A 12,673-nucleotide genomic window follows, 5' to 3' on the forward strand; every position below is an offset into this window, starting at 1 on the left:
CAATCTTTGGACGGCACCCCCCAATCGCGCCGGTCCGGAAATCCAATCTCAGCGATCGGGAACGAAGACGGTGCCGAGCGCTGCAGGCGCCGTTGAACCCCCGGTTCGCGCGCGCGACAGCAGCACCAGCACGATCACGGTTGCGAGGTAGGGCAGCGACGACATGAACTGGGACGGAATGCCGATTCCAGCACCCTGTGCGTGTAGCTGCAGGATCGTCACCGCGCCGAACAGATAGGCTCCGATCACCAGCCGACCGGGCCGCCAGGAGGCGAACACGGTCAGCGCGAGCGCGATCCATCCGCGGCCCGCGGTCATGCCCGGAATGAAGAATGGCGTGTAGGCGAGCGGCAAATAGGCGCCGGCAAGCCCCGCGCAGGCGCCGCCGAACATCACGGCGTACATCCGGATCCGCAGGACGGGATAACCCAGCGCGTGTGCCGACACGTGGTTGTCGCCGCAGGCACGCACGATGAGCCCGGCCCGCGTCCGGTACAGAAACCACCAGACCGCCGCGATCAGCGCCAGTGAGAGATAAACGAATCCATCTTCGCCGAACAGGATACGGCCAATCAGCGGAATGTTGGTGATAAAGGGGATATAGAGATGCGGCGCCGGTGTGATCCGCTCGCCGACGAAGCCGGCGCCGATCAATCCCGACAGACCGATGCCGAAGATGGTGAGCGCCAAGCCGGTCGCGACCTGGTTGACCGCCAGCCCGAGCGCCATTCCGGCGAACAGCAGCGACATCAGCGTGCCGGCGACGATTCCGCAGAGCGCGCCGACAATGATCGAACCGGTCAACCATGCGCCGCCAAAGCCGCAGGCCGCGCCGACGATCATCATTCCCTCGACGCCGAGATTGAGCACACCGGAGCGTTCGGTCACCAGCTCGCCTGTTGCCGCCAGCAACAGCGGCGTCGATGCCGCCAGCACCGACAGGATGATCGCTTCAATGAGTTCCACGTGCGGCCTGCGGAGACGAGAAGATGATGCGGAAGCGATAGAGAATGAGGGAATCGCAGGCGAGCACGTAGAACAGCAGAACGCCCTGAAAAACCTTGGTGACGTCCAACGGGATTTTCATGGCAATCTGTGCCTGCTCGCCGCCGATGAAGGTGAGTGCGAGAAACAGCCCTGCAATTAGTATTCCAACGGGATTCAATCGTCCGAGGAATGCAACGATGATCGCGGTGAAGCCGTAACCTGGCGAGATGCCGGGCTGGAGATGGCCGACCGGCCCCGCGACCTCGATGATCCCGGCCAGCCCCGAGAGCGCTCCGGAGATTGCAAATGTCAGCAGGATCAGCTGGTTGGCATTGAATCCGCCGAACCGGGCCGCGCGCGGCGCAGCCCCCACGACGCGGATCTCGAAGCCCTTGATCGTCTTGCCGAGCAGCACGGCGCCGGCAGCGACCACGATCAGCGCGAGGATCGAGCCGAGATGCAGCCGGCCTCCCTCGATCAGCGTCGGCACCGTCGCGACCGGGTCGAACTCGGCCGTGGTCGGGAAGTTGAAGCCTTGCGGATCACGCCAGGGCCCGCGCACCAGGTAGTCGAGCAGCAGGTCCGCCACATAGACCAGCATCAGCGAGGTCAGGATCTCGCTGGCGCCGAACCTGACCTTGCAGATCGCAGGGATCAGTGCATACAGCGCGCCAGCGATGGCGCCGAGCAGCAGCATGGCCGGCAGCACCCAGTGGCCGGCCTCGGTGCCCTGCGTCTTCACCGCAATCCAGCTTCCGGCGACCGCCCCCATCAGGAATTGTCCCTCGGCGCCGATGTTCCAGGCATTGGCGAGATAGCAAAGCGACAGGCCGATCGCGATCATCACCAATGGTGTCGCCTTCACCGCGATCTCTTGCAGAGAGTAGCCGTCGGCGAGGGGCGCGATGAAATAGACATAGAGCGCCAGAATCGGATTCTTGCCCATGACCGCGAACAAGATCGTCATGGTCACGATGGTGAGCCCGATCGCGATAAGGGGCGAGATCAGCGCAACGGTCCTGGACCGCTCGGCGCGTTTCTCAAGTACCAGCTGCATGCGCCTGCTCCGTTGCCTCGAGGCTGCTTCCGCCCATCAGCAGGCCGAGCTTCTCGCGGCTTGCTTCCGCGGTCGGCAGCGGCTCCGACAAACGACCGTGAAACATCACCGCGATGCGATCCGAAATTTCGAGGAGCTCGTCGAGATCCTGGCTTGTCACCAGCACGGCGGCGCCGCCGGCGGCAAGATCGAGCAGCGCCTGGCGGATCACCGCGGCCGCGCCGGCATCGACGCCCCAGGTCGGCTGGTTGACGACCAGCACGGCCGGATTGCGCAGGATCTCGCGGCCGACGATGAACTTCTGGAGGTTGCCACCGGAAAGGCTCGCGGCCTCCGGATCGCGCTTCGCCTTGCGCACGTCGAAGGTCTCGGTCGTGCGATCGACGGCGTTCAGCGTGGCGGCGGTGTTGACGAAGCCGTGCAGCACCATGTTGCCGGCGACGTGGCCGGTGAGCAGCGCATTCTCCGAAAGCCGCATGCGCGGCGCGGTTCCGTGGCCGAGCCGCTCCTCGGGGACAAAGGCAGCTCCGAGCTTGCGCCGCCGGCTGATCGAGAGGTGTCCCGCGGCGATTCCCTCGATGACGACGGTGCCGGGGTCCTTGGCCAGCCGCTCGCCCGAAAGGGCCGCGAACAACTCGTCCTGTCCGTTGCCGGCGACGCCTGCAATTCCCAGGATTTCGCCACCTCTGAGCTCAAGCGAAATTCCCTTGAGGTGCACGCCGTGGGGATCGTCGGGTTCGAGGTTGAGATCGACGATCGCGAGCCGCGGCACGGTGATCTCGCGGGTCGCCGCCGGCTTCACTTCCTTGATCTCGGCGCCGACCATCATGCGGGCGAGCGAGGCGGCGGTCTCCGCCTTGGGATTGCAGGTCGCGACTTTCTTGCCGTTGCGCAGGATGGTGGCGGTGTCGCACAGCCGCTTCACCTCTTCCAGCTTGTGGCTGATGTAGAGAATGGCGCGTCCTTCGCTCTTGAGGCGCTCCAGCACGGCGAAAAGCTGGTCCGCCTCCTGCGGCGTCAGCACCGCAGTGGGCTCGTCCAGTATGAGGAATTTCGGATCCTGCATCAGCGCACGGACGATCTCGATGCGCTGGCGCTCTCCGACCGAGAGCTGCCAGACCTCGCGCTTCGGATCGAGCGGAAGCCCGTAACTGTGGGACACCCGCTCGAGCCGCGCGGAGATCTCCTTGAACGATTCCTTGCCATCAAGCCCGAGCGCGACGTTCTCTGCGACAGTGAGGTTGTCGAACAGCGAGAAGTGCTGGAACACCATGCCGATGCCGCGCGCGCGAGCCTGCGCAGGTCCGGACAAGACCATGCTTCGGCCTTCCCAGCGCAGCTCGCCTTCGCTCGGTTGAACCAAACCGTAGATGGTCTTGACGAGGGTGGATTTGCCGGCGCCGTTCTCGCCGAGCAAGGCGTGGATTTGTTGCGGCCAGATATCGAGATCGATCTTGTCGTTGGCGAGAAACGTACCGTACCGCTTGGTCAGGGCGACCGTTTGCAGCAGCGGTGTGGCACTTGTGGGCTGCCCGGCGGATGTCGTGTCTCGCATCCCAGGAGATCGCCTGCGTCAGGAGAGGGAGCGGCAATACTGGGCCAGTTTTGCAACATGCGTAAGTGGCAAAAAACGCCACTGGTTGCTTAAGCCTTCGGCAAAATTGAGCTTTCCGTAGTTGCACGGGGTCGCCGAGCTGCGCTGCAGGACAGCGCGTCACCTGGGGGGTGCGGCCAAGAGTGTTGCAGGATTGTAACTGTCGAGCCAATTCGAAATAGCGGTAGGCAGCGATGACGCGAAGTTGAGCACGACCGCGGAAGCCCGCTCGCGAGAATGAATTGCGCGTCAATAGCGAATGTCGTGCTGCGCCGAAATGTCTCAGATCGCGAGCAATGACGGGCATAATTTGAAAAATCCAAAATCTGTCGGCGCAGATTCTTTGGCGGCCGAGCTGTGCGAAACCAGCCAAGCCGGACCGATCTTGCAGAGCCTGCTGATCAAACACGCGTCACAAGGTGGAAAAAGTTCAGGCTTCCCGTTCTGCCGGAAGCAGCGTCACGTTCCAGCGTAAGCACGAATTCCGTTTGCTTCACTCTGGGGGTCTTTCGCGATGTTCAATATCCGCCGCACATTGTCAGCCGCCGCGCTAGCGCTGGGACTGATGCCGGCCGCCAATCTTGCAAGCGCTGCCGATCTTCCGGTCAAGGCGCCCAAGCCGGCGGCCGACCTGCCGTTCTTTCTGGTCATCGATGATCGCGTGACCTATTCCTACATCTTTTCCGGCACCGATCCCGGCGTCTTTTCAGTCCGTCCGGACGGCAGCATCAATGGAAAGACCGCAAAGCAGGTTTACTCGTTCACGCATTTCGACATCTGGGCCTATGGCCAGAACTTCTTCACGATCTCGATGTACAAATCGGATCACAACGACCCCGCCTCGCCATGCTCGAATGTCGGCGTGACCATCACGGGAGCTCCGGCAGCCTGCGCCGGCGCCACCGAGATTTATGGCCTGTTCCGTTCGACCTTCGGCTGGAATCAGATCTTCAACACGAAGGCGTTCAGCATGGGGCCGCTGAACAACATCTCGTTCGAAGTCGGCATGGACGCCAACACGGAGAACAACTTCCTCGCGCCGGCCAAGCGCGACGTCGTCGCCGGTCTGCAGTTCGAGTTCAACCTTCCCTACAAGGGCTACATCAACGTGGCGCCGTTGATGTATTACGAGTTCGCCAATCACAACGCGTTCGACCAGTGCGGTCTGTTTGGTCCGGGCGTAGCCGGCGTGACCTGCCTCACCGACGGCAATACCAAGTTCAAGCCGACCTGGGCCGTCGAAGTGAATTACTACATGGATCTCGGCTTTCTGCCTGAGAGCATGCAGTACTTCTCGATCAGTGGCCGCGCCGGCTGGTACGGCAAGAAGGGCACCGAGAACGAGCCCATGGCGTTCAATCCGGTCACCAACGTCAACACGGCCGTCGAGCTCAACTCCGAGCCGATCCGTCTGACCTTCGACGCGAGCAAAGCGTTCTGGGGCCCCAAGTATTCGCACTTCGTGGACGTCTGGGTGGCCTATCGCTACTGGCAGAACAAGTTCGGCCTCGACCACGCCAAGAGCGTCGTCTGTAACGTGTCGCCCGGCGTCAGCAACAATTCCTGCACCGAGGAATCGCTCTATTCCGGTATCTCTGTGAAGTTCTGATCCACCCAGGCCGTTCCGACGGGTGTCCCTGATGGCGCCGCGATGACCCCGCGGCGCCATTCCCCTGTTCGACGACCGGACTGCCCCTCAAAGACTCAACCTGCTTGCCAAACGCCTTGATGCAGGGCTGCGGCCTCCGCCTCGAGTTGCGGTCCGACGACCTCGGTCGAACGCTGTCCACTGCGAAATACCTCACGGCAAGGCAGATCGAGCGTTGGATTCTCGGCGTGGTCGCCGGTGAGTTCGCGCAGAGCATGCTCGCTGAGGCCGTAGACCACGCGGCCGATGCCTGCCCAATAGATCGCGCCCGCACACATGGCGCATGGCTCGGCGGATGAGTAAAGCGTCGCTCGCTTCCGCACGTCGGCGGGAAGCGTCAAACAGGCCTGCGTCGCCAGCAGCCGCTCGGCATGCGCCGTGCCGTCGCGCGAAGGCATGAAGCCGTTTTCGGCCTCCAGCAGGACGCGACGGTCGTGGCCGACCAGGACGGCACCAAAGGGATGGTTGCCGTGGGCGAGCGCGCGGCGCGCGACGTCGAATGATTGGCGCAGAAAGTGCGTGTCGGCGTCCTCCTGGCTCAGGGCTGAAATGTCGATCATAGAGGATGCCACCATTTCAAAGGACTGCGCTTACGGGATTTCGGCCTGCGCCTGTCGATCCGATCGCGCCCTGCCGCCAAGCGTCCGAGAGTTAATGACGCTCGTCAAGCAGTATTCGTGGCACGGATCGCGCCTATCAAGCGGCTGAGACTCTGCCCGGGCGCGCGCGACAAATGCTATCGAGGAAGGAGTTCGCTGGAGCTGTGCGAATGACTGTTCGCATCTATCGCGCGGTCAGACGAGCATGGCTAAAATGAAACAGCCGATATCAGCTGGCGCGCCGGACGACCGAAAAGGTCGCGAACCCAGTGCTAGGTCATTCGTGCGTGAACGTCTCTCGTCCGCGCGTCGACCGGGACTGTAACGGAGGAGCGCAGGTCAACAGTTCCGAGAGCAGCGCCGTCAAGGTTGCGGCTTGTGATGCGCCGAGCCGGTCGACGATGTCCTGCTGGACGGAGGCGCCGAGTGCACCGATGTCGCCGAAGCGCGCAGCGCCCCTGCGCGACAGAAAGATCAGCACCTTGCGCCGGTCGAATGGATCGGGACCGCGATAAACGTCGGCCGACGCGACCATTCTGTCGATGACCTTGGTCAGAGTCGGACCATCGACCAGCAGACGGGTTGCCAGATCTCCCATCGACAGGCCGTTCTGCTCTGCCAACGCCTCGAGCACGCGATACTGGTGGAGTGACATGTCGCGCGGCTTCAGCTGGGCTTCCAGCGCTTGCTCCAGCTGACGATGCACGCCCCGGATCAGGTCGGGTAGATCCACGTGGTGGTCCTTGGCCAATTTACTTGATATTTCAACATTTGATTTTGACTATAAATTGGTGAGCCCGGAAAGCAAATCCGGTTGGTGGCTGCTCAATGAATGGGCAGGCTCGGCGACAAACGTCGGCAAGACAAGCGGCGAGGCTTCCGAGAATGGTCGCTTCCGTCGCAAAACCGGCTCGGCTGCGGCGGGATCGCGGTTGGCATGATTCGTGAGTGGTATCTCCGTCGGAATTGCGGAGAGGCCATTTTGCGTAGCGTTCGGATATGTCTGCTCATCCCACAAAGCGGCGCGGCGGGACTGTGGGCGCCGTCGGCCGAGGCGTGCGGACGTCTGGCTGTCGACGAAATCAACCGGATGTCGGGCATTCTGCGCCGGGCGGTCGAACTCTGCGTGATGAACGCCGGCGAGAGCGGCGTGAGTGCGGGGCAGGCGGCGCGCGACGCGATCGACCTTCATGGCGCGGACGGCATCGTCGGGATGTTGCCGAGTTTTGCGCGGGACTCCGTCGTGAACGCGGCCCATGGTCGCGTTCCATTCATCTATACGCCGCAGTTCGAAGGGCTGTCGTCGCCGTTCGACGTCATGACGACCGGCGAGACCGCCGATGAGCTGCTTGCGCCGGCGATCCAGTGGCTTTCGGAATCAAAGCACGCGCGCCGCTATTTTCTCTGCGGCAACGACTATATCTGGCCGCGCTCGTCGCTCAGGATCGCGCGCGCGCTGATCGCCCGCTTCGGAGGCAGCGTGACCGGAGAGCATTATCTGCCCGTCGGCCTGCATGATTTCGACGAGATCCTGGACCGCATCAAGACCACGCGTTCGGACGTGGTGGTGTCGCTGTTCCTGGGGCTCGACTGCATCGCCTTCAACCGGGCATTCTGCGCCGCCGGCCTGAGTTCGCACGTGCTGCGGTTTTCCTCCGCGGTCGACGAGACCATCATCTACGGGCTTGAGCCGGACGAGACCGAAAACCTCTATGCGGCCTCGAGCTATTTCGCCTCGATCCGCTCCCGCAACAACGGCGCCTTCCTGGAGCGCTATCACACCGCGTTCGGCGACAGTCCGCCGCCGGCCAATGGCTACGGGGAGTCCTGCTACGAGGGGATCTTTTCCCTCGCCGCCCTGATCGAGGAAGCCGGCAGCCTCGATGCGCGGCAACTCAGCCGCTTTTACGGGCGGACTAGCCAGCAGCGCACGGCACGCGGCGATGATGCGCGGCCGGTGGTCGGAGTCCGGCATCCGATCCATCTCGTCCGGCTCGACGGTTACGACTTCTCGCCGATCGCGGGGCGATAAAGCACTTGCATTTTCAAATATTGTCTTTTTAATAGTTTCCATATCAAGCACCGCCAACTTGGGGGCCTCCATGAGTTTCTCGCGTCGCCGCTTCCTGCAGCACTCGGCCATTGCAACGACGACGCTGATTGCGGCGCCCGCGGTCTTCCGCTCCGGCGCGCTCGGTGCCGAGAACCCGATCGTGGTCGGCAGCCTGCACGACCAGTCCGGACCGATCGCAGCCTCCGGCACGCCGATGGTCTACGCCCTGCAGCTCGCCGTGGACGAGATCAACGCCGGCGGCGGATTGCTCGGCCGGCCGCTGAAGGTGATCCACTACGACACCCAGTCGAACATCCAGATGTATTCGCAATTCGCCCAGCAGCTCGCGGTGAAGGACAAGGTCGACGTGGTTCACGGCGGCATCACCTCGGCCTCGCGCGAGGCGGTGCGTCCGACCTTCGACCGCTTCAAGGTGCTGTACTTCTACAACGTGCTCTATGAAGGCGGCGTCTGCGATCGCAACACCTTCTGCACCGGAACGACGCCGGCGCAGACCGTGGAAAAGCTGGTGCCGACCGCGATGAAGAAGGCCGGCAAGAAGGCCTACATCATTGCCGCCGACTACAATTACGGTCAGATCACCGCGAAGTGGATGACCAAATACGTCAAGGACAATGGCGGCGAGGTGCTGTCGACCGACTTCTTCCCGCTCGACGTCACCAACTTCGGCCCGACGATCTCGAAGATCCAGGCTGCCAAGCCCGACCTCATCCTCTCGGCGCTGGTCGGCGGCAACCACACCGCGTTCTACCGGCAGTGGACCTCGGCCGGCATGAAGGGGAAGATCCCGATCGCGTCGACCACGTTCGGCCTCGTCAACGAGCCGACCACGCTCGATGCGGCGGAAAGCGACTCCATCCTCGGCGCCTACGGTTATTTCGAGGAGCTGACGACGCCGGCCTCGAAGAGCTTCGTCGAGAAGATCAAGAAGGCGCATTCCGACACGCCCTATATCAGCGAGCTCGCCGCCTGTACCTACGAAGGCGTCATGCTGTGGGCGGCCGGCGTGCGCAAGGCCGCCAGCATCGACCGCATGAAGGTGATCGCGGCGCTGGAGGATTCCATCTCGTTCGACGGGCCGAGCGGCAAGGTCACCCTCGACAAGGCGACCCATCACACCATCCGCAACGCCTTCCTCGCCGACGTGAAGGACCGCAAATGGTCGGTGCTGGAGAGCTTCCCCGACGTCAAGCCGGCCGACACCGCGAGCGTCTGCGATCTGGTCAAGAATCCGAACGATACCAAGCAGTACATCATCAGTCTCTGACGTCTTCTGGCCCCGCGGCGCGGCGGGGCCAGCGCACTGGACTGCCGGAAGGACCTTACGAATGGCGATCTACGTCATACTCGGGCTCGACGTTCTGAACGGAATCTCCTCGCTGTTCCTGCTCTGCCTCGGACTGGCAATCATCTTCGGCATGATGAAGATCATCAACCTCGCCCATGGCGAGTTCGTCATGCTCGGCGCCTACGCGACCGTCATCTCGGCCAATGCCGGGGTGAACATCTGGATCGCGATGCTGATCGTCGCGCCGCTTTTCGTCGGCGTCGTCGGCCTCGTCATCGAGCGTTGCCTGATCCGGTTTCTCTATGGGCGCCTGGTCGATTCGATGCTGGCGACCTGGGGACTGAGCCTTGCCATCATCGGCATCATCACGACGATCTACGGCAATACGCAGCAGGGCGTGCCGACGCCGCTTGGCGGCTTCTCGATCGGCTCATATCAGTCGAGCTACTACACGCTGTTCCTGGCCGGCATGGCTGTCGTCATGATGGCGCTGGTCTACGGCGTCATGCGCTACACCAGGTGGGGCCTGATCGCGCGCGCGACTATGCAGAACCCGGCGATGGCGGCGACCTTGGGGGTCAATCCGGCGCGGGTCTATATGAGCACCTTCGCGGTCGGCGCCGCGGTCACCGGCCTTGCCGGCGGCCTGCTGGCGCCGGTCTCGGGGATCACGCCCGGGATGGGCGGCGCCTATGTCGCCAAGGCTTTCATGACGGTGGTCGGCGGCGGTGCGGCGATCCTGTCGGGCACGATGTCGGCGGCCAGCCTGTTCGGTGCCGTCAATCAGATCGGAGCCTACTTCACGACGCCCGTATACGGCGAGGTGCTGGTGTTCACGGCGGCGATCGTCCTGATCCGCATGCTGCCGCAGGGCATCTCCGGCCGCTTCTTCAAGGGGACGCTGTGATGCCGCCCCGCTTTCGCCTCGCGGCCCAGGCGGCTGCGATCGTCGTCGCGATCATCGCGATCGCGCTGGTTCCGTCGGTGATCGAACTGTTCGCGCTGATGCAGCTGACACTGTTCGCGGCGATGTCGGTGCTGGCGCTCAGCCTTGCCTTCATCTGGGGCTTTGGCGGCATCCTGTCGTTCGGACAGACCGCGTTTTTCGGGCTGGGCGGCTACGCCTATGCGATCGCCGCGATCAATTTCCAGGACTCGACGCCGGCGATTCTGCTGGCCGTCATCGTTCCGTTGCTGTTCGCGGTGGTGCTCGGCTATTTCATTTTCTTCGGCCGCATTTCCGACGTCTATCTCGGCGTGATCACGCTGACCGTGACCCTGATCCTGTTCAACTGCATCAACTCGACGTCCGGCGACAGCTACCGGATCGGCCAGGCGCTGCTCGGCGGCTTCAACGGCATTCCGGCGGTGCCGACCTTCAACGTGCCGTTCCATCCGGGCGAGATGCTGTCGCCCGAGCAATCCTGGTGGACGACGGCCGGCGCGCTGCTTGCGGTCTTCCTGCTGCTGCGTCTGCTGCTGTCGCTGCCAGCCGGGCGCGTCATCGTCGCCGTGCGCGAGAATGAGACCCGCGCGTCGTTGCTCGGCTATGATCCGCGCGTCGTCAAGCTGCTGACGTTCAGCCTGGGCGGTGCGATCGCGGGGCTTGCCGGTGCGCTCTATGTCAATTGGGGCGCGTTCGTCGGTCCGACCATCTTCAGCCTGTCGCTCTCCGCCGAGATCATCATCTGGATCACCGTCGGCGGCCTCGGCACCCTGCTCGGCCCGATCGTCGGCTGCGTGCTGATCGAGTACATCGTCGCCTATATCGGCTCGCAGCAGGCGCTGAACTCCAATCTCGTCCTCGGCGCCGTCCTGATCGTGTTCGTGCTGCTGCTGCCGAAGGGGTTGGTGCCGACGGCGCGCGATCTCCTGCTCAGGCTTGTGCCGCAACCGAAAGCGAAGGCGCCGCTCGAAGAGGAACCGATGTCATCGCCGACGGTCGCGCCGCACCCGGCTGGAGCAGAATAGCCATGGCGGAGCTCATCCCCCTGCTCAAGGCCGAGCACCTCACGATGCGGTTCGGCGGCGTCGTCGCCAATGACGACATCACCTTCACGCTCGAGGAGATGGAGCTGCGCTGCCTGATCGGCCCGAACGGCGCGGGCAAGAGCACCTTCTTCAAGATGCTGACGGGCCAGCTCACCCCGACCTCCGGCACCATCGCATTCCGCGGCGAGGCCATCGCCGGCCTGCTATCGCATCAGATCGCCCGGATGGGGATCGGCATCAAGACCCAGGTGCCGAACGTCTTCAATGGCCTGTCGGTGCGCGAGAACATCTGGCTTGCGGTCCGCCGCAAGGCGACGCCGCGCGCGCAGGCCCCCGCCGTCAATGCCGTGCTGGAGATGATCCGCCTGACCGACCACGCCGACCGCATTGTCGCGACATTGTCGCACGGCCAAAGGCAGTGGGTGGAGATCGGCATGGTGCTCGCCGCCGAGCCCGATCTGATCCTGCTCGACGAGCCGGCCGCCGGCATGACCGACGAGGAGACCGCGCACACCGCGGCGATCATCCGCGAGATCAACCAGACCCATGCTATCATCGTCGTCGAGCACGACATGGAGTTCATCAAGCAGATCGCCAAGAAGGTGACCGTGTTCCATCAGGGGCGCGTGCTCGTGGAAGATACCGTGAGCAAGGTGCTGGCGGATCAGCGGGTGCGCGACGTCTATCTCGGCAAGAAGGTGGCGGCATGAGCGCGCTGCTGGAGGTCAGGGACCTGCGCTCCGGCTATGGCCGGATTCCGATCCTGTTCGGTATCGACATGACGGTGCAGGACGGCGAGTATCTCGGCATTCTCGGCCATAACGGCATGGGCAAGACCACGACGTTGCGCGCCTTGATGGGTCATCTGCCGACCACCGGCGGCACGGTCGCCTTCGCCGGCAAGACAATTACCCATCTGAAGCCGCATGAGCGATCCCGGCTCGGCATCGGTCTCGTGCCGCAGGGCAGGGAGATCTTTCCGGACCTCAGCGTCTACGAGAACCTGCGGATGGGGCTTGCGGCGGCACCGAAGGAAGATCGCACGGTCATCGACGCCGTGCTGCAGGATTTTCCGCGCCTGGTGCGCCTGCTCGACCGGCGCGGCGGGGCGCTATCGGGCGGCGAGCAGCAATTGCTCGCGCTGGCGCGCTGCCTCTGCACCAAGCCGCGGCTGATCCTGCTCGACGAGCCGACCGAAGGCATCCAGCCGTCAATCATCGAGGAGATCATCGAGACGCTGCTCGCGTTGAAGAAGCGCTGGAGCATGTCGCTGATCGTCGTCGAGCAGAATCTCGAATTCATCACCTCGCTGTCCGACCGGGTGCTCAATATCCAGAAGGGACGCATCACGGAAGAGCTCGACCGCAACAGCCTGATGGCACGGGATGCCGCCATGAGCCCGAGTTAAGGCCCGTTCCGGCGCAGCCGCGCCGG

At 63.4% G+C, this 12,673-nt stretch carries 12 protein-coding genes; 7 read left to right on the top strand and 5 right to left on the bottom strand.

Going from position 1 to position 12,673, the window contains the following annotated elements:
* Positions 1-48: 48 nt before the first annotated feature.
* The 3 genes from ACVIW0_RS01460 to ACVIW0_RS01470 are packed head-to-tail and all read right to left on the bottom strand — an operon-like array spanning position 49 to position 3,599.
* Positions 49-966: an ABC transporter permease gene (locus ACVIW0_RS01460; RefSeq protein ID WP_461350700.1), complete on the bottom strand. Its 918-nt coding sequence runs from the start codon at positions 964-966 to the stop codon at positions 49-51.
* On the bottom strand, positions 953-2,044 hold the full coding sequence (locus ACVIW0_RS01465; RefSeq protein WP_461350701.1) for an ABC transporter permease: 1,092 nt from the start codon (positions 2,042-2,044) through the stop codon (positions 953-955). Before ACVIW0_RS01465 ends, ACVIW0_RS01460 begins: the two co-directional genes overlap by 14 nt.
* Positions 2,028-3,599, bottom strand: coding sequence for an ABC transporter ATP-binding protein (locus ACVIW0_RS01470; protein WP_461350702.1), 1,572 nt, complete (start codon positions 3,597-3,599; stop codon positions 2,028-2,030). Before ACVIW0_RS01470 ends, ACVIW0_RS01465 begins: the two co-directional genes overlap by 17 nt.
* A 553-nt stretch (positions 3,600-4,152) precedes the next feature.
* Between ACVIW0_RS01470 and ACVIW0_RS01475 the strand changes: the two genes are divergently transcribed.
* Entirely contained in the window at positions 4,153-5,247 is a 1,095-nt protein-coding gene (locus ACVIW0_RS01475) for a hypothetical protein (RefSeq protein ID WP_461350703.1), read from the top strand.
* A gap of 95 nt (positions 5,248-5,342) precedes the next feature.
* Here ACVIW0_RS01475 and ACVIW0_RS01480 read toward each other — a convergent pair whose 3' ends face one another.
* Positions 5,343-5,846 (bottom strand): nucleoside deaminase, encoded by a 504-nt coding sequence (locus tag ACVIW0_RS01480; protein WP_461350704.1) that lies wholly within the window; start codon positions 5,844-5,846, stop codon positions 5,343-5,345.
* A gap of 316 nt (positions 5,847-6,162) precedes the next feature.
* The gene (locus ACVIW0_RS01485; RefSeq protein ID WP_461350705.1) at positions 6,163-6,618 is read right to left on the bottom strand and encodes a MarR family winged helix-turn-helix transcriptional regulator; all 456 of its coding nucleotides are present in this window, start codon (positions 6,616-6,618) and stop codon (positions 6,163-6,165) included.
* 249 nt (positions 6,619-6,867) lie between these two features.
* Here ACVIW0_RS01485 and ACVIW0_RS01490 point away from each other — a divergent pair, with 249 nt between their 5' ends.
* The 6 genes from ACVIW0_RS01490 (at position 6,868) to ACVIW0_RS01515 (ending at position 12,647) form a co-directional block, all read left to right on the top strand.
* The gene (locus tag ACVIW0_RS01490) at positions 6,868-7,917 is read left to right on the top strand and encodes a substrate-binding domain-containing protein (protein WP_461357214.1); all 1,050 of its coding nucleotides are present in this window, start codon (positions 6,868-6,870) and stop codon (positions 7,915-7,917) included.
* A 70-nt stretch (positions 7,918-7,987) separates the two neighbouring features.
* Positions 7,988-9,226: an urea ABC transporter substrate-binding protein gene (locus ACVIW0_RS01495; RefSeq protein ID WP_461350706.1), complete on the top strand. Its 1,239-nt coding sequence runs from the start codon at positions 7,988-7,990 to the stop codon at positions 9,224-9,226.
* Between the two features lie 61 nt (positions 9,227-9,287).
* Positions 9,288-10,154 carry a branched-chain amino acid ABC transporter permease gene (locus ACVIW0_RS01500; protein ID WP_461350707.1) on the top strand — a complete coding sequence of 289 codons (867 nt, stop codon included), beginning with the start codon at positions 9,288-9,290 and terminating at the stop codon, positions 10,152-10,154.
* The gene (locus ACVIW0_RS01505; RefSeq protein WP_461350708.1) at positions 10,154-11,218 is read left to right on the top strand and encodes a branched-chain amino acid ABC transporter permease; all 1,065 of its coding nucleotides are present in this window, start codon (positions 10,154-10,156) and stop codon (positions 11,216-11,218) included. Before ACVIW0_RS01500 ends, ACVIW0_RS01505 begins: the two co-directional genes overlap by 1 nt.
* Before the next feature lie 2 nt (positions 11,219-11,220).
* Positions 11,221-11,949, top strand: coding sequence for an ATP-binding cassette domain-containing protein (locus ACVIW0_RS01510; RefSeq protein WP_461350709.1), 729 nt, complete (start codon positions 11,221-11,223; stop codon positions 11,947-11,949).
* Positions 11,946-12,647: an ABC transporter ATP-binding protein gene (locus ACVIW0_RS01515; protein ID WP_461350710.1), complete on the top strand. Its 702-nt coding sequence runs from the start codon at positions 11,946-11,948 to the stop codon at positions 12,645-12,647. The genes ACVIW0_RS01510 and ACVIW0_RS01515 overlap by 4 nt, the downstream gene beginning before the upstream one ends.
* Positions 12,648-12,673 lie beyond the last annotated feature (26 nt).

It is taken from the genome of Bradyrhizobium sp. USDA 4454, from assembly GCF_054822705.1.